This window comes from Actinomadura sp. NPDC048032, from assembly GCF_040653175.1.
GTDB classification, from domain to species: Bacteria; Actinomycetota; Actinomycetes; order Streptosporangiales; family Streptosporangiaceae; genus Spirillospora; species Spirillospora verrucosospora.
In genome coordinates this window covers 1-21,943 of record NZ_JBEZJP010000017.1, presented here as the reverse complement: position 1 = coordinate 21,943, position 21,943 = coordinate 1, and the positions used below count along the sequence as shown (strand labels likewise).

Sequence of the window (21,943 nt, the reverse complement as noted above, 5' to 3'; positions counted from 1 at the left end):
TCCGAACACCGCTGTCCCGAGACGCGCGATTTCCGCCCCGCGAAAGGGGCAAGGCCCGGAACGCCGCGTCACCCCGCCGTCCAGCGGCGGAGTTTCTCGGGGTTGCGCACCACCCAGATGCGCCGGATCCGGTCTTCCGCGATCTGGAACGCGAACACCGACACGATGGCGCCGTTCTGCTGCGCCACCAGGCCGGGCTGCCCGTTGACCAAACGCTCCGCGAACGTCATGTCGTCGGGCCTGCGCCGGGCGAGTTCGAGCCAGGCGCGCGCGATCCGCTCGCCGCCCTCGATGGGGGGCGAGAAGGTGGTGGCGAGGCCGCCGCCGTCGGCGACCGCCGTGGCGTCGGGGTCGACCAGGCGGATGAGGGCGTCGATGTCCTTCGCCTCCCACGCCCGCCTGAAGGCTCTGACGACAGCGGCGTGCCGGGCCGGCGGGGCCGCGGAGGGCTGCGAGGCGCGGACGCGGCGGCGGGCCGAGGAGGCCAGCTGGCGGCACGCCGCCGGAGTGCGGCCGACGATCTCGGCCACTTCGGCGAAGGGGTGGCGGAAGACGTCGTGCAGGATGAACGCGACGCGCTCGGCGGGGGTCATCGATTCGAGCACGACCAGGAAGGCCAGGCTGAGCGACTCGTCCAGGGTGACCCGGTCGGCCGGGTCCGCGGCCGCGCCGTCCGGCCGCCCGCCGATCCACTCCGCGCGCTCGGGCAGCGGCTCGGGGATCCAGTCGCCCACATACGTCTCTCGCCGGGCCCGCGCCGAGCCGAGCACGTTCAGGCAGATGCGGCCGGCGACCGTCGTCAGCCAGGCCCCGGGCACCTCGACGGCCTCCTGCTGCTGCCGGGACATGGCGTACCAGCGGGCGTAGGTCTCCTGCACGGCGTCCTCGGCCTCGGCCAGGGAGCCCAGGAGCCGGTAGGCGAGACCGGTCAGGCGCCGCCGCTCGCTCATGATCGCATCCAGGTCCGGGTCGGGCCGGTCCTGCTCGGGCTCGGATCGGATGGTCATGGCGCCGACGGCTCCCTCGGTCGAATCGGTCCTCACCCCTTCGACAGGACGGCGCACCGGAATGTGAGGCGGCGCGCCTGCCTCACGTTTCCGCGGGCTGCGTTGTCGAACTGCTCAGACCACCCCATCATCCGGCGACAAGGAGCTCAGCGACATCATGACCACCTCGATTCCGGCGCCGCCGTTCACCGAAGCGGCGCCCGGGCGGCGTCTGGAACGGGCGGCCGCCGCCCTCACCGCGCACGGTTTCACCGTCGAGATCCTCGATGACGCCGCCGCCGCGCGCACCCGTGTCAGGGAGCTGATCCCCGAGGGCGCCGGCGTGTTCACCGCGGCCAGCGAGACCCTCCGCCTGTCCGGCATCGACGAGGACATCAACGGCAGCGGACGATACGACGCCGTCAAGCCGCGCATCCTGGCCATGGACCGCGCCACCCGTACGGACGAGATCCGGCGGCTGTGCGCCGCCCCCGACGTCGTCGTCGGCAGCGTCCACGCGGTCACCGAGACCGGTTCCCTCGTGGTCGCCTCGGGCAGCGGAAGCCAGTTGCCCGGCTACTCCGGCGGAGCCGCCCGCGCGATCTGGATCGCCGGCGCCCAGAAGGTGGTGCCCGACCTGAGCACCGCGCTGCGCCGCGTCGAAGACCACTGCCTGCCGCTGGAGAACGCCCGCGCCCTGAAGGCCTACGGCACGCCCAGCGCCGTCAACCGCCTCCTCATCCTCAACGCGGAATACCAACCCGGACGCGGCACCGTCCTGCTCCTCCGCGAATCCATCGGCTTCTGACCCCCGGAGGTCGTCCCGCGGCCAGGGCGACGGCGCGCCTGTTCTGGACCGGAAAGCGGTCAGGGCCGTCAGACCCTTTGGTCTGACGGCCCTGGTCGGCCGGTTCACGGTCAGGCCTTGTTGTAGGTGCGCTTGGCCCAGAAGTAGGAGAGGAGGGCGAGGCCGGCGCACCACGCGGCGGCGATGGCGCCGCTGTTGCCGATCGGGGTGCCGAGCAGGAGCCCGCGGACGGTCTCCATGATCGGGGTGAAGGGCTGGTACTCGGCGAACCAGCGCAGGGCGGTGGGCATGGAGTCGGTGGGGACGAAGCCGCTGCCGAGGAAGGGCAGGAGGATCAGCGGCATCGGGGCGTTGCTGGCGGCCTCGGGGGTCGAGGCCTTCAGGCCGAGGGCGACCGACAGCCAGGTGACGGCCACCGCGAACAGGGTCAGCATCCCGGCGGTCGCCAGCCACTCGACGGCGGAGGCGTTCGGGCGGAAGCCGATCGCCAGCGCGATGCCGATGAGGACGGCCATGCCGAAGAGCTGCTGGACGACGCTGGCGACGACGTGGCCGGTGAGGACCGAGGCCCGGGAGATCCGCATGGTGCGGAAGCGGGCGACGATGCCCTCGGTCATGTCGGTGGCGACCATGACGGCGGTTCCGGTCGCGGCGGTCGCGGCCGTCATGAGCAGGATGCCGGGGACGACGTAGTTCACGTAGGCGTCCCGGCCGCCGCCGAGCCCGCTGCCGAGGGTGCCGCCGAGGACGTAGACGAACAGCAGCAGGATGATGACCGGCGTGATGATCAGCTGGATGGTCATGGACGGGTAGCGGACGATGCGCTTGAGCTGCCGCCGGACCATGGTGGAGGAGTCGCGCGCGGCGAGGGTGAGCGTGCTCATCGGAGGGCCTCCTTGGTTCCGGCCGTGTCGTCGGCCTGCCGGCCGGTGAGGGTGAGGAAGACGTCGTCGAGGTCGGGCGTGTGCACCGACATCTCGTCGATCTCGATCGAGTGGTCGTCCAGGACGGCGAGCACGTCCCGGATCATCCGGACGCTGCCGTCGCTCGGCACCTGGAGGGTGAACGCCTCCGGGTCGGGGGTGCCGGCGCCGAGGGCCAGCGCGGCGGCGTCGAGCCGGCCGGGCTCGCCGAACTTCAGCAGGATGTGGCCGCCGGGGATGCGCCGCTTCAGCTCCTCGGAGGTGCCCTCGGCGATCAGCCGCCCCTGGTCGAGGAGGGCGATGCGGTCGGCGAGCTCGTCGGCCTCCTCCAGGTACTGCGTGGTGAGGAAGATGGTGACGCCGTCCCGGACGAGGTCGCGGACGATGCCCCACATGGCGCGGCGGCTGCGCGGGTCGAGGCCGGTGGTGGGCTCGTCCAGGAAGATCAGCTTGGGGTCGCCGACCAGGGTCATCGCCAGGTCGAGCCGGCGCTGCATGCCGCCGGAGTAGGTCGAGGCCGGCTTGCCCGCCGCGTCGACCAGGTCGAACTTCTCCAGCAGTTCGGCGGCCTTCCGCCTGCCCTCGCTCTTCGGCAGGTGCCTGAGGTCGGCCATGAGGAGGAGGTTCTCCTCGCCGGTCAGGAGCTTGTCGACCGCCGAGTACTGCCCGGTCACCCCGATCGCGCCGCGCACGTCGTCGGCCTGGCGGCCGAGGTCGAACCCCGCGACGCGGACCTCGCCGGCGTCGGCCCGGATCAGCGTGGACAGGATCTGGACGGTGGTGGTCTTGCCCGCGCCGTTCGGGCCGAGCAGGGAGAAGATCGTTCCTTCGGGGACGGACAGGTCGATGCCGTCCAGGACGACCTTCTCGCCCTTCTTGTCGCGGTAGGACTTGCGCAGCCCGGTCGCCGCGATGGCCAGGTCGGTCATGGTGCTGCTCCTTTGGGGGGTCGCGTCGGGGCCGCGGGTCAGAGGCTGCGGGCGGTGATGTCGCCGTGCATCGTGGTGGCGTGGAGGTCGAGTTCGGCGGTGCCGTCGTTCTTGAGGGTGTTGGTGATGCGGCCCTGGCTGGTGCCGGCGTCCAGGGAGGCCGAGACGCCCGCGGCGGCGCCGACCGAGATGTCGCCGGACATGGTGCGCAGGACGACCTTGCCGCCCGCGGCCTCGGTGATCCGGATGTCGCCCCGCTGGGTGCTGATCTCCGCGGGGCCGCCCAGCCGGCCGACCTCGACGTCGCCGTCGGTGGCGGTGAGGCGCAGGCTCGCGGCCTCGTCCAGCTTGATCGAGCGGTAGGCGCCCTCGAAGGCGACGTCGCCGAACCGTCCGACGGTCCGGAGCTCGGCGGCGGCCGCCTTCCCCTCGACCCGGGACCCGGTGGGCAGCTGGACCGTCACCTCGACCGCCCCGGAGGAGCCGAGGCGGTTGTTCACCGGGACCGCGATCCGCAGGACGCCGTCCGCGTACTCGACCGCGGTCTGCTCCGCGGCCTTCACGTCGCGGCCCTTGGACGCGTCGGCGGGCCGGACCTCGACCGCGGTGTCGGTGCGGTCGGCGGCGATGAGCTGGACGCGGCCGGCGGGGACGTCCAGGACGGCGGTGATCGGGGCGGGGGTGTCGAACTTCTGCATCGTGCTCTCCTTGCGGTCCGCCTTGCGGCTGCTTGTTTCGAACAACGCAAAAGCTACGTTGCTTTCCAGATACAGGCAACACGATCTTTGCATTGAAGTAGCATTTGCGCAGGTCAGAGTTAGATAATCATTGCAACAGACTGGAATCTAACGCAACGCAACGCTGCCGAACGTTGCAATGTACTGAAGGTGAACGCTATGGTGGAGGCGTCAGGGAACACCACGGCCCCGCGGGGCACGAAAGGGGTCGTGATGCCGGGAGGCAGGCTCACCCAGCAGGAGCGCCAGCAGATAGCGGTGGGGCTGGCCGACGGCCTCGCCTACGCGGAGATCGCGCGCCGCCTCGACCGTCCGACCTCCACGGTCACGCGCGAGGTGATGCGCAACGGCGGCCCCACCGGCTACCGCGCCGACCTGGCCCACCACGCCACCCAGCGCCGCACCCGGCGGCGCACCCAGACCGCGGCCCGGGGAACGCGGGCGGCGCCGCAGCCCTACGGACGCGACGCCGAGGCGGTGCTGGAGTTCCAGGAGACCCTCGCCACCGTCATCATGACGTCGGGCCTGCCCAAGATGACGGCCCGGGTGCTGAGCTGCCTCTACACCGCCGACACCAGCCTCACCGCCTCCGAACTCGCCGAGCGGCTCCAGGTCAGCCCCGCGTCCATCTCCAAGGCGGTCGGCTTCCTCGCGGACCTGGAACTCATCCGCCGGGAGAGCGACGGCCGGCGCGACCGCTACGTCGTCGACAACGACCTCTGGTACCAGTCGATGATCCGCAGCATCCGGGACAACGACCGCTTCAGCGAAGCAGCGCGGGAGGGCGTCGCCGTCCTCGGGCGCGGCACCCCGGCCGCCACCCGCCTGGAGAACGCCGCCCGCTTCCTCGACTTCGTCAGCGAAAGCCTGAACCGGGCCGTGGAGCAGGCCCGCGACGTCCTCTACACCAAGCCGGAAACGCCCCCGGTCGCCGCCGCGCCGGAACCGGACCGCGGCTAGGGCCGTCCCGGCGCCCCGGCCGGACGCGGGCGGCGTCATCGCGGCCCGTGGCGCAGTTCACACGAGCGGCCTGTCAGAAGGACGCGGCCGCCGGTGTCTCGTGTGCGTCAGGAGGCCCGCGATCGATTCGCGCGGCACGCCGCACCACGAGTGAGGACGAAGTCATGGCGACCACGAAGGCGGCCGCGCCGCCGGCCGGCTCGCGCCGCTGGGCCGCGCTGCCGTTCATCGGCCTGGCCCAACTAATGATCGTTCTGGACGGGACGGTCGTGAACATCGCGCTGCCGTCGCTCCAGCGGGACCTGCAGATCTCCGACGGCGACCGGCAGTGGATCATCACCGCGTACACGCTGGCGTTCGGGAGCCTGCTGCTGCTCGGCGGCCGGATCGCCGACTACACCGGCCGGAAGCGGGCCTTCCTGGTCGCCCTGCTCGGCTTCGCCGGCGCGTCGGCGCTCGGCGGCGCGGCGGGCGACTTCGAGATGCTGCTGACGGCCCGCGCGCTGCAGGGCGCGTTCGGCGCGCTGCTCGGGCCGTCCGCGCTGTCGCTGCTGGCCGTGACCTTCACCGGGCCGAAGGACCGCGCCAAGGCGTTCGGGATCTGGGGCGCGATCTCCGCCGCGGGCGGCGCGATCGGGCTGCTGGCCGGCGGGGCGCTGACCGACTACCTGGACTGGCGCTGGTGCCTGTACATCAACATCCCGATCGCCGTGGTCGCTGCGGTCGGCGGGTTCGCGATGCTCACCGAGTCCCGGCACCCGGGCTCCGCCCGGTTCGACTTCCTCGGCGTCCTGCCGGTCACCGGCGGGCTGGTCGCGATCGTGTACGCCACGGGCCGGGCCGGGTCGGACGGCTGGGGCTCGGCGAAGGTCATCGGCCTGCTCGCCGCCGGCGCGGTGCTGCTCGCCGCGTTCGCCCTCGTCGAGAGCCGCGTCGCGCAGCCGCTGCTGCCGCTGCGCGTGGTCGCCGACCGGACACGCGGCGGCGCCTACCTGGCCGTGGGCCTGTCGGTCATCGGGATGTTCGGCGCGTTCCTCTTCCTGACGTACTACATGCAGGTCGTCAAGGGGTACTCGCCGATCAGAACGGGCGCGGCCTTCCTTCCGATGGCCACGGCGGTGCTGCTGTCGGCCGGCGGCCTCACCACCCGGCTGCTGCCCAGGGTCGCGCCGCGCGCTCTGATCGTCCCCGGCATGCTGGTGAGCTCCGCCGGCATGTTGTGGATGCTCACCCTGGATCCCGGCACCCCCTACGCCGCGGGCGTCCTCGTCGCCCAGCTCCTCCTCGGCTTCGGGGCGGGCATGATCATGCCGGTCGCCCTCGACTACGCGACCCACGGCGTCGGCCAGGGCGACTCCGGCATCGCCTCGGCGACCGTCAACACCGCGCAGCAGATCGGCGGTTCGATCGGCATCGCGCTGCTCAACACCATCGCCACCGCGGCGACCGCGGACTACCTGGCCTCGCACGGCCCGAGCCCGGCCGTCGCCAAGCAGGCACTGGTGGAGGGCTTCGCCGCGGCCGGCGCCTGGTCCGCCGGGATCCTCGTGGTCGGCGCACTGATCGTCGCCGTCCTGATGAACACCCCGCGCCCCGACCTCCAGACCGTTTCCGAGCACCGGACCGCCCCAGAGGACCAGGCCGTGCCCGAGGACGCCGCGGCCCCGGGCCTGCCGCCCGGAGCCCCCGCCCCCAGCGTCTGACAGACAGCGGCCGCGACCGCCGCCCAGACCACGGCCGACTGCCTTGAGGGCACGAGCCTGGTCGGCGGCGGCCCGGCCGCACTGATCTCAGTCGGCGATCCGGCGGCGGCCGGCGGGGGTCCCCTTGAGGGCGCCGAGCCGAACCAGCCAGTTCGCGTACCAGTCGGCGAAGTCGAGACCTGGGGTGAGCGCGCCGCCAGGGGCGCGCACTTCGTCGCGCCAGACCCGCCCGGGGGCCGCCCCGGTCACGACCATCCGGAAGTACGCCCCGTGCCCGATCTCGGCGATGATCACGGATCCGGTCAGCGCGTCCTCGTGGTTCCCGTGCTCGTCCAGCTCGTCGAAACGCTCAGCGGGGACGCGGGCGGTGAACGGGAAGGGCGTGGCCAGATACCGGGGCGCGTAGGCGCCGCGGTCCGCCCACCTGGCGGACCGGCCGAGCGGCCAAAGGCCGTGGCCCGGGCCGGCTCCGCCGTCACCGACCCGCAGGACGAAATCGCGGTACGAGTCGGGCAGGCGGACATCGAGACGCCGTTCCAGGTCGAGGACGTCCTCCGACCGGCACGGCGGCCCCAGCTCACCTCTGTCGCCCAGCGTGGCGAGGGCGGCGAGGATCACATGGCGGTTCCACATCCATTCCATGCGCGTCTACTCCATGCGCGTCCATCCCTGGGCGACCCGGGCGTGCTTCCGTGATCGTTAGGCCGCTCCGGCGGCGCGTTCACGGGGATTTCCGCTCCATCGCCAGGGCCTTTGGGACGCGCCGGGCCTCACGGGCTCAGCCGGGGTCTGGGGCGGGGGGACGGTCTCGGAGGTAGGTCAGGACGGCGAGGACCCGGCGGTGCGTGTCGTCGGTCTGGGGGAGGTCGAGCTTGGCCAGGATGCTGCGGACGTGCTTGCCCACGGTCGCTTCGGTGACGACCAGCCGGCGGGCGATGGCGGCGTTGGAGCCGCCCTCGGCGATCAGCGCGAGCACCTCGTGCTCGCGGGGGGACAGCGCGGCGAGCGGGTCACGGCGGCGGCCGATGAGCTGCCGGATGACCTTCGGGTCCACCACCGTCCCGCCGTCGAGGACCTGGCGCAGCGCGGCGACGAAGTCGGCGACGTCCACCACCCGGTCCTTGAGCAGGTAGCCGACCCGGCGGCCGTCGCCGGAGTCGAGCAGGTCGGCGGCGTAGCTCAGCTCGACGTACTGGCTGAGCGCCACCACCGCGAGGCCCGGGTCGGCGCGGCGCAGCCGCACGGCGGCCCGCAGGCCCTCGTCGGAGAAGCCCGGCGGCATCCGGATGTCGGTGATGACCAGGTCGGGGCGGTGCTCGGCGACGGCCGCGAGCAGGGCCTCGGCGTCGTCGACGGCGGCGGCCACGTCGAAGCCGAACCTGGCCAGCAGCCCCGCCAGGCCCTCCCGCAGCAGGACGCCGTCCTCGGCGAGGACTACCCGGACGGCGGTCGGTTCGGTTCGCAAGGCAGCTCCACGCGGACGAGGGTCGGCCCCCCGGCGGGGCTCGACACGAGCAGTCTGCCGTCGATCACCGCCACCCGGTCGGCGAGGCCGGTCAGCCCGGTGCCGCGGGACGGGTCGGCGCCGCCCGCGCCCTCGTCGGCGACCTCCACCGTGAGGACGCCGCCGGCGAGGCGCGCGACCACCGCGGCCCGGTCGGCGCCGCTGTGCTTGGCGGCGTTCGTGAGCGCCTCGGCCGCGGCGAAGTAGGCCGTGCTCTCGATCTGGCGGGGAAGCCGTCCGGGCAGGTCGGCCTCGACGGCGACCGCGAGCGGGGACCGGTCGGCCAGCTCGCCCAGCGCCGCCGCCAGGCCCCGGTCGGTGAGGACGCGGGGGTGGATCCCGTGGACGAGTTCCCGCAGCTCGGTCATGAGCAGCTTGGCCTCCGCGTGGGCGTCCGCGACGCTGCCGGCCGCCGGGGACCCGGGCGGCAGGTCGACGCGGGCGATCCCGAGCTTCAGGGTGAGGGAGAGCAGCCGCTGCTGGGCGCCGTCGTGCAGGTCGCGCTCGATGCGGCGCCGCTCGGCCTCGAACGCGTCGACCAGCCGGGCGCGGGACCGCGCGACCTCGACAAGCTCGGCCTGGAGCCGTTGCCCCGAGCCGTTGCGCAGGGAGGTCCGGGCGAGCGCGCCCTGCCCCGCGGCGACCAGGCCGAGCAGGTACGGGACGGCGGGCAGCAGCACCAGCCCCGCGGCCGCGTAGGGCAGCGCCTCCTCCGGCGTCGCGATCTTCACCGGGCCGAGCACCATCGGCCCGTCGCCGCCGAGCATGATCAGCGGGGCGACCACGGCGCCGGACTCGAAGGCCAGCACGGACAGCAGCGCCGCGTACAGGACGGGGACGGCGGCCGACAGCAGCAGGAAGTAGCCGAGCGCGCGCCAGGTGACCGGTTCGGTGTAGCGGGTGCGGAGCCACGGCAGGACGCCCCGCTCGGGCGGCCGCCGATGCCCCGGGCCCGCCGGACGGGCGTCCACCAGGCGGAGTCGGCGCCGTTCCAGACCGGTCAGCGGGATGGTCACCGCCGGCCCGAGCCCGGCGACCAGCAGGAGGCCGAGGACGGCCGGCAGCGCGCGCTCGCCGAGCGCGGCGTCCGAGGCGGCGGCCAGGAGCAGCGGCGTCCCGAGCACCGCCAGCGGCAGTCCCGCCGCGACCACGACGACCACGGTCGACAGCAGGTAGCCGGCGGCGCGCCAAGGCCAGGCCGTCAGCAGGAAGCCGCGGCGTCCCATCGCGGCCAGCAGGGTGGGCGGCGGGTCGTTCGGCACAGGCGTACGCTAGCCGACCCCGCGCCGTGCCCGGCCCGCGCGAACGCGGAGGTAGTGCTAGGCATACCTCCAAGTTGGGGGACCAGCGTGATGCGGCCGCCGGTGCCCCGGCGGTGGGATCGGAGCATGAGACGAAAGCTCCCCGCACGGGCCGTCGCGCCCTTGGCCGGCGTCACCGCTGCCGCGCTGATCGCCGGGCTCGGATACGCCTGGCCCCGTCCCGCCCCTTCCGCCGCACAGGCGGCGTCCTTCAGGACCGCGGGCTGGTCGCAGAGCTGGGGCGCGGCGATGCAGCGCCCGATCGCCGGCGGCGAGGACGAAGGCCCGAACTGGTCCGTGGAAGGCTTCGGCGACCACTCGCTGCGCCAGGTCGTCCGGCTCAGCACGGGCGGTGCTCAGGTGCGGATCCGGCTGTCCAACCTCTACGGGACCCGTCCGCTGCGGGTCGCCGCCGCGGCCGTCGCCCGCTCGGCGGGCGGCGCCCAGGCGTGGCCGGGCACCACGGCGGCGCTGAGGTTCGGCGGGACGCGGTCCGCCACCGTGGCGCCGGGCGCCGACATCGTCAGCGATCCGGTGCCGCTGGCCACCGTTCCGCTGGAGAAGCTGGCGGTCACGCTGCGGTTCACCGGCGCGACGGGGCCCGCGACGTTCCACCGCTTCACCACCCAGCCCGCCTACCGCGCCTCCGGCGACCACCTGTCCGACGAGGGCGCCGGCGCCTACACCCGTTCCACGGACGCGCTGTACTACCTGGCGGGCGTGGACGTCACCGGCGGGACCGGCGGGACGGTGGTCGCCTTCGGGGACTCGCTCATCGACGGCGTCGGAGCCGCCCCCGGCGCCGACGCGCGCCTGCCGGACGCGCTGGCCGAGCGGCTGGCCGCCGCCCGCAGCCCGCTCGGCGTCGTCAACGCGGGCATCGGCGGCAACCGGCTGCGCCACGACTCGGCATGCGCCGGGGAGAAGGCCACCGCCCGGTTCGCCCGCGACGTCCTGGACCGTCCCGGCGTGCGGGCGGTGATCGTCCATCTGGGCGCCAACGACATCCGCGAGACCCCCGGCGACCCGTGCCTGCGGCCGGGCGGACCGGCGACCGCCGCACAGGTCATCGATGCCCAGCGGCAACTGGTCCGCGCCGCCCGAGCCCGGGGTCTCAAGGTCGTCGGGACGACCATCCTGCCGATGAAGGGCGCCCTGTTCCCGGTGTGGTCGCCGCAGGTGGAGAAGAACCGCGACGCCATCAACCTCTGGATCCGGACCAGCGGCACCTACGACGCCGTCCTGGACGCCGACCGCATCATGGCCGACCCCGCCGACCCCGACCGTCCCCGCCTCTCGTACGTCTACCAGGACGGGCTGCACCCCAACGACGCGGGCTACCAGGCCCTGGCGCGCGGCGTCGACCTGCGGGAACTGCGATGAGGGGTCCCGCTGTGGCGGGCCCCGGCCCCGGCCCCGCGCCCGCGCCCGCCACCGCTCCGGTCGCGCCGGTGCAGCTGTACCAGGTGAGCAGGCACTACGGGACGGGCGAAGCGCGGGTGCAGGCGCTGACCGACGTCAGCGTGACCTTCCCCGCCGGTTCCTGGACGGCCGTGATGGGCCCCTCGGGTTCGGGGAAGTCGACCCTGCTGCACTGCGCCGCGGGCCTCGACAAGGTGACGTCCGGGCGCGTCGTGCTCGCCGGGCTGGACGTCACCCACGCCGCCGACGCGACCCTGACCGGCCTGCGGCGCCGCGCCGTGGGGTTCGTCTTCCAGAACTTCAACCTCATCGCCTCGCTCACAGCCGAGCAGAACGTCGCGCTCCCGCTGAAGCTCGCCGGCGCCCGGCCGTCGCGCCACGACGTCCGGGCCGCCCTCGCGGACGTGGGCCTGGCCGACCGCGCGCGGCACCGTCCGCGCGAGCTGTCGGGCGGGCAGCAGCAGCGGGTGGCGATCGCCCGCGCGATGGTGACGCGGCCTTCGGTGCTGTTCGCCGACGAGCCCACCGGGGCCCTGGACACCGGCTCGGCCCGCACCGTCCTGCGGCTGCTGCGCCGCATGGTCGACACCGGCGGGCAGACCGTCGTGATGGTCACCCACGACCCGGTCGCGGCGGCGAGCGCCGACGCGGTCGTGTTCCTGTCGGACGGCCGGGTCGCCGACCGTCTGATGCGCCCGTCCGCCGCCCAGGTGGCCGAGCGCCTCACGCGGTTGGAGGGCTGACACGTGCTGCGCATCTCCGCGAGCACCGTCCGGGACCGCTGGCCGCTGTTCGCCGGGGCGCTGCTCACCGTCTCCCTGGGCGTGGCGCTGGTGCAGTCGTCGGTGCTCGTGCTGCTCTCCACGGGCGAGCCGAAGATCCCGCCGGGCGCCTCCGGCCGGACGGCCGAGCAGATCCGGGAGGGGTACGTCGGGGCCGCCACGCTGCTGGGCATGGCCACCCCGCTGGCGATGTTCCTGGCGGTGTTCATCGTGGGCTCGACGTTCGCGTTCGCCGTGGAGCAGCGGCGCAAGGATCTGGCCCTGCTGCGCATGCTCGGCGGGAGCCGTCCCCAGTTGATCAGGCTGCTGCTCGGCGAGGCGTTCCTGCTGGGGCTGGCGGGCAGCGTCCTCGGGATCCTGCTGGGCGTGCCGGGCACCTGGCTCCAGGCCCGCCTGCTGATCGGGATCGGGCTGCTCCCCGGCGGCTTCTCGGCGCACTGGTCTCCCGGAATCCTGCTGCTGTCGCCGAGCGTCGGCATCGGCGTCGCGGTCTTCGGAGTGCTGTCGGCCTCCTACCGGGCGGCCCGGGTCCGTCCTCTGGACGCCCTGCGCGCCGCCCCGCGCGCGACCCGGGTGATGACCTTCGGCCGCTGGCTGTCGGGGGTGTCCTCGCTGGCTCTCACGATTGCGCTGGTCTCGGCCGGGCACGGCGCCGACCTGCTGGGCGCCCTGCTGATCGGGATGGCCGTGTCGATCTTCGGGTCCATCGCGCTCAGCGCGCTGAGCCCGCTCGCCGTCCCGCTGGTCGGCCGGGTGCTCGGGACGGTGTTGCGCGCCGGCGTGCTCGGTGAGCTGGCGCAGGCGAACCTGCGCGACGCGGTGCGGCGCAGCGCCTCGACGGCCGCGCCCGTCATCGTCCTCGTCGGCCTGCTGGTCGGCCTGACCGGCGCGCTGAACTCGCTGGCCCGGGCCACCGGCGCGGACCTGGAACGGATCGCCGCCGCCGACCTGGTGGTCACCTCGAACGGGGCCGCCGCCGCCCGGATCCCGCAGGTTCCCGGCGTCGCCCTGGCGTCCCCGCAGAGCCAGGTCGAGATGTCGGTGACGTCCCGTCATCGCGTCGAAGGCCGCTCCTACCGGCAGACCCGCTACTCGGGGATCATCGCCGTGGACGGCACCGCCTACCGGCGAACCCACCGCCTCACCCTGCGCTCCGGCTCCCTCGACGCCCTGCACGGCCGCACCATCGCGATCGGCCCCCAACTGGCCGCCGAAGGCGTCCGCAACGGCGACGTCACGGCACGGGTCGGCTCCCGCAAGCTCGAACTGCGCATCGTCGCGCGCCTACCGGAAGTCCTGGAGAACGGCAGCGACAACTTCCTGGTGCCGCGCGATCTCATTCCCGCCGAGATGCTCGCGGACGCGCCCACGGAGACCCTGGTCCAGGTCGCCCCCGGCACTTCGCCGCAGGCCGCCGCCACCCGGATCCGCGCCGCCGGGCTCGGTGAGGTGCGGACCCTCCGCCAATGGGCCGACGCCAGGGTCGCGGAGCAGCAGCGCGGCACGACGGGGATCATGTCCGTCCTGATGGGCATGTCCGGCCTGTACGCCGCCATCGCGGTCGTCAACGCCGTCGTGATCGCCGCCGCCGAGCGCCGCACCGAGTTCGCCGTCGCCCGCGCCACCGGCCTGACCCGCGCCCAGGTCGTCCGGATGGCCGTCATCGAGTCCGCGGCCGTCACCTTCATCGGCCTTTCTCTGGGGGCCTTGGTCGCGGCGGGAGCTCTGGCGGGCTTCTTCCCGAAGATGCACGGCGTGCGCATCCTCGCCGTGCCGTGGACGCTGCTCGGCCTGCTGACGGCGGCCTCCCTGGCCATCACCGCCGCGGCCGCCGCCCTGACCGCGATGGCCGCCACCCGGCCGTCCCTGACGGCCCTGGTCGCCGCCCGCGAATAGGACCCGGGGCGCTCATAGAGGTGGAAAAAGGGTTGGAGCGGGAGGGCGCCGCGCTGATACCGTCGCGCTCGGCCGTGCAGACGTCGCCAGGAGGTGAGTACCCGTGAACCCTGTCACCCATGGGTGCTCCTTCAGCTCGTCACGGTCCGGCGGCTGACAGTCGGTGTCGCCAGGAGCGCCTGAGATCGAGGCACTCCTGAAGGAGACTCCGATGAACACGAAGCCCTACAGACCCGGCCTGAGCGGGAACGCGGTGGAGATCACGCGCGTCGCGGACAGGCATTGGCACGCACTGGAAGACGACCTGGTGGTCGGCCGCGGGTACGCGGAACACCGGCCCGACGGGCGCCTGTTCGTCAGCATCGACGCCTGGCACGACGCCGCGTTCGACCGGCTCGCCGAGGCGATGCCGGCGGAACTCCCGGCGCCGCTGTACACGGTGGTCGACGAGGCCGACGCCGAGCTGACGGCCCGATGGCGGCGGGCCGGTTTCAGGATCCGGCGCCGCGAGTGGGAGTACGTCGTCCCGACCGACCCGCGGACGACGGGGCTCGGAGGAGCCCTGCCGCCTCCGGGCGTGACGATCGTCCCCGCCGGCCAGGTGGACGAGGACCTGCTGCGGGCGGTCGACCGCGCGATCCGCGACGAGGTCGAGGCGACCGTCGGATGGTGGCAGTCGATGCCCGCGGAGGTGCTTCCCCGCCCCGCGGACGACACCGTCGTCGACCCGTCGAAGTACGCGGTGGCCGCGGCGCCGGACCGGTACCTGGGTCTGATCCGGGTGGTGACGGTCAGACGGCCGCGCATCGGGCTGCTCGCGGTCCGGGCCGGCGAGCAGCGCCGGGGCATCGCGCGCGCCCTGCTGGCCCACGCGCTGGGGACGCTCCACCAGTCCGGCTTCGACGCGGCCTGGGCCGAGGTCCAGGAGTCCAACCGGGCGGCCTCGGCACTGATCGAGGGCATCAGGGCCCGGTCGGTGAGCAGCAACCTGGAGCTCGTCCGATGACGAGGAACAAGCACGGGCTCGAACTCGAAGGCAGGGTCGTCGAGTGCCTTCGCGCCGCCATGTTCACCGTGGAGTTCGAGGGCGGACACCGGGTGCTCGCGCACATCAGCGGCAAGATGCGCCAGAACTACATCAAGATCAACCTGGAGGACCGCGTCCTGGTGGAGCTCTCCCCGTACGACCTGACGCGCGGCCGGATCGTCTTCCGCTACCGCAACTAGTGACACTCGGGCCCCGGTCACAGGCTTCCCGTGACCGGGGCTCAACTCCGGGACGGCCAGGCAGTCGCCACCCGGGCCACGATCCACGCAGAGGCGGTGCGATGCCGGGGAGGGCAGGGGACTCTGCCCTCCCCGGCACGTCAAGCCGACTCGGTGGGGAGACCGGCCTCCACCCAGTCCTGGATGCCCTCGCGGTACTTGCGGACGTCGGTGTAGCCGAGGGCGGTGAGCCGATCGGCGACCTGTCCGCTGTTGGCGCACGCGGGGTTGGAGCAGTAGGTGACGATCGCGGCGTCGCGGTCGGGCAGCAGGGTCGGCGCCTGGGCGTTGACGTCGGCCATGACCAGTTCGAGGGCGCCGGGCAGGTGCTGCTTGGCGTAGTACTCGCCGCCCAGGGTGTCGAGGACGGTCACGGTGCCCGCTTCGATCGCTGCCTTGAGCTCGTCGCGGGTGATGAGTGCGGTCATGCCAGTACCCTCCAAGAATTAGGACCGTGGTCCGGTTATTGGTGGATACTAATCGGACCACAGTCCGTTTGCAACGGATGACTCAGGCACCGAGCCCGCACCTGCCGGCGTTGAGCCCGCCCGTCCGGCGAAGCGGGGGAAGCGCGGCCGCACCCAGGGGGGTCGGGCGCGGCCGCTCGCCGGACGGGCGGGGGTCCTAGAGGGCGAGCCGCGCCCAGACGACCTTGCCGCGACCGCCGTTGACGTGCCGGTATCCGCAGCCGCCGGTCGCCAGGAGCCGCACCATCATCAGGCCCCGCCCGCCCTCGGCCTCGACATCGGCGTCCGGCACGACCGGCGGCGCGTGGGACGGGTCCCACACCCGGAACTCGACGGAACCGTCCAAAAGCGTGACCCACGCCTGGATCTCATGCCCCTCCAGGGCGTGCACCACGGCGTTCGTCGCCAGCTCCGACATGATCGTCCGCCCGACATAGTCGAGCCGCGCCAACCCCCACGCCTCACACGCCTGCGACACCAGCGACCGCGTCAGATACACGCTCTCCGGATAAGCCCGCCACCGAAGCCCGAACTCATTCGACGCCTTCGACGGAAGCTTGTCCCGCATGTCCCGAATGCCATTCATCCCGGACCGCCTTTCTCCGTGAACCCTGCCCCCCACTTTTCCGCCGCCCGTTACGCTTGTCGCGTTTCGTTCAGTGATCCCTAACCGAAGGATCTTGAATGGCGCGCGTGGACCGACTGGATCCCGATCACAACCTGTGGCACTGGCTGTCCGTTGACCTGCGAGTTTGGCGCGAAGAACGCAACCTTTCCCAGGTGGACGTAGCTAAGATCTGCGGCGTTGACAATTCCACAGTTTCAAACTGGGAATCGGGCAGCGCGAAAATCCCCCATCGACACACCGAAACTCTTGACCGGGTTTGGCGTACTCGCGGTCATTTCACCCGACTTCGTGGACTTGCCGACAGCAGCCACGACCCGAACTGGTTCCAGCAGTTCGCCGCCTACGAGCGGCGAGCTTCAACCATCAGCCCATACTCGGCACTGGTGATTCATGGTCTCCTGCAGACTCCGGACTACATGCGCGCATTGATCGTCGGCGGCCAGAACATCGAGGACGTGGATGGCGCAGTCGAGGAGCGGATGGCGCGGCAGGAAGTCCTCTCAGGACAGGATCCGCCGAACCTCTGGGTGCTGATCAAAGAGTCGGTCCTATGGGACGTCATCGGCTCCACGGAGATCATGAGGGCGCAACTCGCCTACCTGATCGAGGTGAGCCAACGCCGCAACGTCGTTGTTCGTGCCGTGCCGCGCAGCGTAGGAGCACACCCAGGAGTTGATGGATCATTCACCCTCCTCGAAGTAGATCGGAGGGGGGTGGCTTGGTCGGCGGCGGTCGGCGGCGGTCGGCTGGTGACGGACCCTGCCAAGGTCCATGACTACCGGGTACGGTATGACCGAATTGGCGCTGATGCCCTGTCGCGGGATTCCACGCGAGATCTCATAGCCAAGGTCATGGAGGCCCTGTGATGAGCAAGCCGATTTGGCGCAAGTCCCTGCGGAGCGGCACAGGCGGTGCTGGCGGCGAAGAATGTGTTGAGGTGGCCGCTCTCGCAGAGGGACGCGGCATCAGGGACAGCAAGGCACCCGACGCCGGCCACCTCACCCTCACCCCCACAAGCTTCACCCAGCTCATCACCCGCGCAAAGCGCGGAGACCTAGACCTCTAACCCTCCCGACAACGCGGACGGCCTCGCCTTCGACCTACGGTGAAATCGACCGGCCGAAGGCGAGACCGCCTAGGGCCTGCCCATCGAGCGGAGGCCATGCAGTTAGCGGGCCGATATGGCACAAAACAAGCTGTAAAGGACCGTCCACCATGAGCGAAAACCCGTTCGTCCAAGCGCGTGACCGCTTCCCACTCGGCCTCCCGGGGCACGTTGTGCCTGTCAGCCCCCAGCAGCCGACTACCGACGCTCGCCCGTGGGGAATGGACCAGGCCGTCGATCCCGCCCCGGTCCGGGCCATGGGCAAGCACGGCAAGCCCACCAGCACCCGGCAAGAGAAGGTCGCGACCGAGTACACCGACGACAGCAAGACCAAGAAGGACGACTACACGCAGACAGTGACCGACTGATGCCGGCTTCGCTGGTGCTCCTGCTCGCTGAGCAAGACGACGGAGAAGCCGCCTACGTCCGTGATGCGCTCGCTCAACGCGGCGCCCGCGTAGTGCGGTTCGACACCGCGTCGTTTCCGTCGGCGTCCAGCGCGAGTCTCCGCCTAGCCCGCGATGGATGGCAGGGACGCCTGACCACCCCAGACGGGGTCATCCCACTGGAAGACGTCACGGCGGTGTACTACCGGCAACCGCAACCGTTTCGATTCCCGGACACCTTGAGCGAGCCGGAACGGCGATTTGCCACCGTGGAAGCCCGGTTCGGTTTCGGCGGGGTGTTCATGTCGCTGCCCGCCCGTTGGGTATCGCACCCGGCACGGTTAGCCGACGCCGAGTACCGGCCGCTCCAGATGGCCACCGCCGCCCGCTGCGGCTTCACCCTCCCCACGAGCCTGCTCACCAACAGCCCCAGCGACGCCGAGACGTTCGCCCGTACGCGCGAGGGCGTGGTCTACAAAGCCACCATGCACAAGTTGGTCAGTGAGGCCGACCGGGTGAAGCTGATCTACACAACACGCGTGGACCCGGACGCCATCGACGCCCGGGTGTCCACCACCCTGCACCTGTTCCAGGCCAACATCCGCAAAAGCCATGACGTCCGCCTGGTCGCCACCACCGGCGGTCACACGCACGCTGTCGCGATCTTCACCGACGACCCGCATGGACGCCAGGACTTCCGCACCGCCTATGACACTCTTGGCTACGCCGTCACCGCCGTCCCCTCCGCCGTGGCCGACGCCTGTCACTCCTACCTCTTGGCGCTCGACCTCGCGTTGGGTGTGTTCGACTTTGCGGTGACCGACGACGGGGCATGGTGGTTCCTGGAATGCGGCCCCGGCGCCCAATGGGCCTGGCTGCAAGAACGCACCGGTGCCCCCATCTCCGACGCCATCGCCGACACCCTTCTAGGGGCAGCAGCATGACCGTCCCGTCCGACGCGTGGCGAACCCGCGCACGAGCCCTGGCCGACTTGCTCAGCGACCAAGGCGAAATCACCGACCCTGTGTGGCACCGGACGGTCGCCCGCGTTCCCCGGCACGTCTTCGTCCCCGCCTTCTACTCCGACGACGACCCGCCCGAACTGGTGGACGCCACCGACCCGCGCTGGCTTCGACTCGCCTACTCCAACGACACGCTCGTCACCCAACGCAAGGAACATCCCGACCATCCCGGCATGCTGTGGTCCACCAGTTCCAGCACACGCCCGAGTCTGATGCTCCGGATGTTGCAGATCCTGGACGTGGCCGACGGCATGACCGTTCTGGAGATCGGCACCGGCACCGGCTACAACGCCGCGTTGCTGTCCGAGCGGCTCGGCTCGTCACAGGTCGTCAGCGTGGACATCGATCCCGACCTGATCAGCGTTGCCCGGAACCGGCTGGCCGATGCCGGATACCACCCCTCGCTCATGGCGGGAGACGGTTCCCGGGGCTGCCCTGCCCGAGCCCCCTACGATCGGCTCATAGCCACCGTGGCCACCGAACGCGTCCCCTACGCGTGGGTCGAACAGACCCGCCCCGGCGGCATCATCCTGGCCGACGTCCGGCCGCGGGGCATGACATGGGCCGGGGCACTCGCACGCCTCACCGTGGCCGACGACGGCACCGCGACCGGCCCTTTGATCTCCTGCACCTGGGGTTTCATGTCCGCCCGCCGCGACGTCGCGCTACCCGGCGTCCCCGAAGGCGTCCCCATCGACACCAGCACCACCCACACCCGCACGAGCGACGTCGGCCGCGAGGCCCTCCGCACTCCTGGGCTGTCCCTGCTGATCTGGCAGCGCCTCCCCGGCCTCAACGCCTTCCCCGGCGCCAGCGCAACCCGGGTCACCACTCCCGACGGCTCATGGGCGAACGTCACGGGCGGCACCCCCGCCAAGGTCGAGCACGGCGGCCCGTCCGACATCTGGCGCCACGTCGAAGACGCACACGCCTGGTGGTCCACGCACGACCGCCCCGACGTCGAGGCGTTCGGCCTCACCCTCGGCCACGACCAGTACCGCCTGTGGTTTCAGACACCTGAAGGCGAGCGCTGGCCAGCCCCCGGAGAGCCGTAGCCGCTCAGCAGGCGCACACCCCCTCGCGTCCCGCTCCTCCCAGGCGGCCGCTGGCCCACACGTGGGACCGGGACCCGCCGCACCGTCAGCGGCAGGAGCTCACTCCGCGGGAGACTCCTTGGGCTGCTCAAGCGCCTCGGCGATGGCGTTGAACTCGGCGAGTGCGGCCGTCAGGTCCTCGACGATCTCGCGGGCGATGACGGCCGGCGGCAACAGGCTGTCGGCGTCCTCCAGGCTCGGGTCCTTCAACCACGGCGCGATGTCGAGGTTGACCTTGTCGCGGGCGATCAGCTCGTCGTAGGTGAACGCCTTGAACCGTTCGGACTCGATGCGGTTCTCACGAGGTTCGCCGGCCGGTAGCACTTGACGAAGTCGTCCAAGTGCTCGCGGGTGAGCCGGTTCTGCTTCAGTGTGAAGTGCTGGCCAGTACGGAAGTCGTACACCCACAGCTTGGACGTCCACGACGCCTGGCCGGGCCGGCTTCTTGTCGAAGAACAGCACGTTGGCTTTGACGCCGCCAGCGTAGAAAATCCCGGTCGGCAGCCGCAGCAGCGTATGCACATCGAACTGCTTGAGCAGCCGCCGCCGGATCGTCTCCCCCGCCCCACCTTCGAACAGCACGTTGTCGGGCAAGACGACGGCCGCACGACCGGGGATGCCCAGCATGGACGCGATGTGCTGGACGAAGTTGAGCTGCTTGTTCTTGGTGGTGACCCAGAAGTCCTGGCGGGCGTACTCGATGTCCTCTCGGCTTGCCCGCCCGTTACCACCCACGACTGTGATGGACGACTTGCGGCCGAACGGCGGGTTAGCCAAGACCACGCTCGGATAGACCTGAGACTTCTCAGCCAGCGCGTCGCGAACCTCGATCAGCGATTCGCCGTTGGGCTTACCGATGCCGTGGAGCAGCATGTTCATCGCTGCCAGCCGGGCCGTACCGTCCACCAGCTCGACCCCGCGGATGCTGCCCGCAGCGAGCTTGTCACGCTGCTCAGGCGGGAGGTCGCTGCTTTGGGCGCTCATATAGTGGTGTGCCGCCAGCAAAAAGCCGCCCGTTCCACAGGCCGGGTCGCAGACCACATCTGCCGGACCCGGCTGGACGCAGTCGACTATGGCAGCGATCAGCTCACGGGGCGTGAAGTACTGTCCGGCCCCGGACTTGGCGTCCTCGGCCCCTTGGCAAGTAGTTCCTCGTAAGCATCGCCCTTCACGTCAACGCCCTGGCTGGACCTTGCCCATGGCCGCGTCGGGGTCGCTGTAGATATAGGTCTCGGCCGCCGCACCGTCCACCACCAGCAGCGGCTCGTGGCGCAGCAGGAAGCCGAAGTTCCGCGAACGCCGTGCCAGCTCCCCGAACGAGTCGGCCATCTCTCATCACCCCGCACCCCGAGCATTGCGAGGAACGTTGCAGGATATCTGCTTCGCCCCATTCTTCCCAGGGGTCTGCCAACTCGCCTGCCGACTTACTGACACCCCAGCCGGCCAAGGGGTTGACCTCCACTCGCCAGCAGGCCGCTGATGGGCTCACCCGACGAGGAGATCTGGCCCCCTAGTGCGTAGACCAGCATCCAGGGGAACCAGCACATGCCCGCCTAGCCGTACGATTCGTAAAAGGTCTGGAGGGAATCTTGGAGATCGGTGCAGCCGACCGCCTGTTGACAAGAGTGATCATCCCCGCATCGGTTCGGAAGCCGATCGAGGTCCACATCGAGCACCCCGCCCTACGTGTGGCCATCGTGGAACGCGAGGGAGCCAGGTCTCTCGGTTCCGGCTGGGACGTACCCGGCGTCTACATCCTCCTCGATCCCCCCGCTCCCGACGGTGCGTGGGGCGTGTACGTGGGCAAGGCCCCCGCGGGCATCAGGTCTCGCCTATCGGCCCACCTCAGCCAGAAAGACCACTGGTCTCGCGCCGTGCTCGTCCGAAGGGACACCGAGCACGGCTTTCACTCGGCCCAAGTCGGATGGCTGGAAGGGCGCCTATACGACCTGCTACACACCGCCACAAACGCCCGTCTCCACAACATGCGCCGCCCGGTCGACGAAACACTGCCGCCAGACGAT

At 71.4% G+C, this 21,943-nt stretch carries 24 protein-coding genes and 1 pseudogene; 14 read left to right on the top strand and 11 right to left on the bottom strand.

The genetic code is table 11. The features are described 5' to 3' along the window. Positions 1-68 precede the first annotated feature (68 nt). Positions 69-1,007 carry an RNA polymerase sigma factor SigJ gene (sigJ, locus tag AB0C69_RS04465; protein ID WP_360349667.1) on the bottom strand — a complete coding sequence of 313 codons (939 nt, stop codon included), beginning with the start codon at positions 1,005-1,007 and terminating at the stop codon, positions 69-71. 157 nt (positions 1,008-1,164) lie between these two features. Between sigJ and AB0C69_RS04460 the strand changes: the two genes are divergently transcribed. Next, the gene (locus AB0C69_RS04460; protein ID WP_360349664.1) at positions 1,165-1,794 is read left to right on the top strand and encodes an LUD domain-containing protein; all 630 of its coding nucleotides are present in this window, start codon (positions 1,165-1,167) and stop codon (positions 1,792-1,794) included. A gap of 110 nt (positions 1,795-1,904) precedes the next feature. Here AB0C69_RS04460 and AB0C69_RS04455 read toward each other — a convergent pair whose 3' ends face one another. Genes AB0C69_RS04455 through AB0C69_RS04445 form a run of 3 tightly spaced genes read right to left on the bottom strand, consistent with a single transcriptional unit; the run spans position 1,905 to position 4,344 of the window. Next, positions 1,905-2,678, bottom strand: a complete 774-nt coding sequence (locus AB0C69_RS04455; protein ID WP_345170945.1) for an ABC transporter permease — start codon at positions 2,676-2,678, stop codon at positions 1,905-1,907. Further along, a complete protein-coding gene (locus tag AB0C69_RS04450; RefSeq protein ID WP_345170947.1) occupies positions 2,675-3,646 on the bottom strand; it encodes an ATP-binding cassette domain-containing protein in 972 nt (323 codons plus the stop codon). Before AB0C69_RS04450 ends, AB0C69_RS04455 begins: the two co-directional genes overlap by 4 nt. A 38-nt stretch (positions 3,647-3,684) precedes the next feature. Continuing rightward, entirely contained in the window at positions 3,685-4,344 is a 660-nt protein-coding gene (locus AB0C69_RS04445; RefSeq protein WP_353832001.1) for a DUF4097 family beta strand repeat-containing protein, read from the bottom strand. Positions 4,345-4,596: 252 nt separating this feature from the next. Between AB0C69_RS04445 and AB0C69_RS04440 the strand changes: the two genes are divergently transcribed. Beyond that, positions 4,597-5,343, top strand: coding sequence for a helix-turn-helix domain-containing protein (locus AB0C69_RS04440; RefSeq protein WP_360349659.1), 747 nt, complete (start codon positions 4,597-4,599; stop codon positions 5,341-5,343). A gap of 164 nt (positions 5,344-5,507) precedes the next feature. Beyond that, on the top strand, positions 5,508-7,046 hold the full coding sequence (locus tag AB0C69_RS04435; RefSeq protein WP_360349656.1) for an MFS transporter: 1,539 nt from the start codon (positions 5,508-5,510) through the stop codon (positions 7,044-7,046). Positions 7,047-7,133: 87 nt separating this feature from the next. On the opposite strand, the gene AB0C69_RS04430 is transcribed toward AB0C69_RS04435, so the two are convergent. From AB0C69_RS04430 to AB0C69_RS04420, 3 genes are all read right to left on the bottom strand, one after another. Further along, positions 7,134-7,688 carry an SMI1/KNR4 family protein gene (locus AB0C69_RS04430; RefSeq protein ID WP_360349653.1) on the bottom strand — a complete coding sequence of 185 codons (555 nt, stop codon included), beginning with the start codon at positions 7,686-7,688 and terminating at the stop codon, positions 7,134-7,136. Between the two features lie 136 nt (positions 7,689-7,824). Then, the gene (locus AB0C69_RS04425) at positions 7,825-8,511 is read right to left on the bottom strand and encodes a response regulator transcription factor (protein ID WP_360349650.1); all 687 of its coding nucleotides are present in this window, start codon (positions 8,509-8,511) and stop codon (positions 7,825-7,827) included. Continuing rightward, complete coding sequence (locus AB0C69_RS04420) at positions 8,481-9,812, bottom strand: sensor domain-containing protein (protein WP_360349647.1); 1,332 nt, start codon at positions 9,810-9,812, stop codon at positions 8,481-8,483. The genes AB0C69_RS04425 and AB0C69_RS04420 overlap by 31 nt, the downstream gene beginning before the upstream one ends. Before the next feature lie 126 nt (positions 9,813-9,938). Between AB0C69_RS04420 and AB0C69_RS04415 the strand changes: the two genes are divergently transcribed. From AB0C69_RS04415 to infA, 5 genes are all read left to right on the top strand, one after another. Beyond that, positions 9,939-11,234: an SGNH/GDSL hydrolase family protein gene (locus AB0C69_RS04415; protein WP_360349644.1), complete on the top strand. Its 1,296-nt coding sequence runs from the start codon at positions 9,939-9,941 to the stop codon at positions 11,232-11,234. Beyond that, positions 11,231-12,016, top strand: coding sequence for an ABC transporter ATP-binding protein (locus AB0C69_RS04410; RefSeq protein ID WP_360349641.1), 786 nt, complete (start codon positions 11,231-11,233; stop codon positions 12,014-12,016). Before AB0C69_RS04415 ends, AB0C69_RS04410 begins: the two co-directional genes overlap by 4 nt. Before the next feature lie 3 nt (positions 12,017-12,019). After that, positions 12,020-13,951 (top strand): ABC transporter permease, encoded by a 1,932-nt coding sequence (locus AB0C69_RS04405; protein ID WP_360349638.1) that lies wholly within the window; start codon positions 12,020-12,022, stop codon positions 13,949-13,951. A gap of 211 nt (positions 13,952-14,162) precedes the next feature. Next, positions 14,163-14,957, top strand: coding sequence for a GNAT family N-acetyltransferase (locus AB0C69_RS04400; RefSeq protein ID WP_360349635.1), 795 nt, complete (start codon positions 14,163-14,165; stop codon positions 14,955-14,957). Further along, the gene (gene infA, locus AB0C69_RS04395) at positions 14,954-15,178 is read left to right on the top strand and encodes a translation initiation factor IF-1 (RefSeq protein WP_360349632.1); all 225 of its coding nucleotides are present in this window, start codon (positions 14,954-14,956) and stop codon (positions 15,176-15,178) included. Before AB0C69_RS04400 ends, infA begins: the two co-directional genes overlap by 4 nt. Positions 15,179-15,318: 140 nt before the next feature. Here infA and AB0C69_RS04390 read toward each other — a convergent pair whose 3' ends face one another. Both AB0C69_RS04390 and AB0C69_RS04385 read right to left on the bottom strand, forming a co-directional pair. Then, a complete protein-coding gene (locus AB0C69_RS04390) occupies positions 15,319-15,645 on the bottom strand; it encodes a rhodanese-like domain-containing protein (protein ID WP_360349629.1) in 327 nt (108 codons plus the stop codon). A 196-nt stretch (positions 15,646-15,841) separates the two neighbouring features. After that, complete coding sequence (locus AB0C69_RS04385; protein WP_360349627.1) at positions 15,842-16,252, bottom strand: ATP-binding protein; 411 nt, start codon at positions 16,250-16,252, stop codon at positions 15,842-15,844. 116 nt (positions 16,253-16,368) lie between these two features. Between AB0C69_RS04385 and AB0C69_RS04380 the strand changes: the two genes are divergently transcribed. The 5 genes from AB0C69_RS04380 (at position 16,369) to AB0C69_RS04360 (ending at position 19,880) form a co-directional block, all read left to right on the top strand. Further along, positions 16,369-17,178: a helix-turn-helix transcriptional regulator gene (locus tag AB0C69_RS04380; protein WP_360349624.1), complete on the top strand. Its 810-nt coding sequence runs from the start codon at positions 16,369-16,371 to the stop codon at positions 17,176-17,178. Then, positions 17,178-17,378 carry a DUF397 domain-containing protein gene (locus AB0C69_RS04375; protein WP_360349621.1) on the top strand — a complete coding sequence of 67 codons (201 nt, stop codon included), beginning with the start codon at positions 17,178-17,180 and terminating at the stop codon, positions 17,376-17,378. Before AB0C69_RS04380 ends, AB0C69_RS04375 begins: the two co-directional genes overlap by 1 nt. Positions 17,379-17,638: 260 nt before the next feature. Continuing rightward, entirely contained in the window at positions 17,639-17,785 is a 147-nt protein-coding gene (locus tag AB0C69_RS04370) for a hypothetical protein (RefSeq protein ID WP_353832015.1), read from the top strand. After that, a complete protein-coding gene (locus tag AB0C69_RS04365; RefSeq protein ID WP_360349618.1) occupies positions 17,785-18,747 on the top strand; it encodes an MvdC/MvdD family ATP grasp protein in 963 nt (320 codons plus the stop codon). The genes AB0C69_RS04370 and AB0C69_RS04365 overlap by 1 nt, the downstream gene beginning before the upstream one ends. After that, complete coding sequence (locus AB0C69_RS04360) at positions 18,744-19,880, top strand: methyltransferase domain-containing protein (protein ID WP_360349615.1); 1,137 nt, start codon at positions 18,744-18,746, stop codon at positions 19,878-19,880. Before AB0C69_RS04365 ends, AB0C69_RS04360 begins: the two co-directional genes overlap by 4 nt. A gap of 99 nt (positions 19,881-19,979) precedes the next feature. On the opposite strand, the pseudogene AB0C69_RS04355 reads toward AB0C69_RS04360, so the two are convergent. Continuing rightward, a pseudogene (locus AB0C69_RS04355) lies at positions 19,980-21,041 on the bottom strand (N-6 DNA methylase); the annotation flags it as partial. Positions 21,042-21,092: 51 nt separating this feature from the next. Next, positions 21,093-21,248 carry a hypothetical protein gene (locus AB0C69_RS04350; protein ID WP_360349612.1) on the bottom strand — a complete coding sequence of 52 codons (156 nt, stop codon included), beginning with the start codon at positions 21,246-21,248 and terminating at the stop codon, positions 21,093-21,095. A gap of 260 nt (positions 21,249-21,508) precedes the next feature. On the opposite strand from AB0C69_RS04350, the gene AB0C69_RS04345 reads away from it, so the two are divergent. Next, positions 21,509-21,943: hypothetical protein (locus AB0C69_RS04345; protein ID WP_360349609.1), on the top strand; the 435-nt coding region annotated here is incomplete at its 3' end.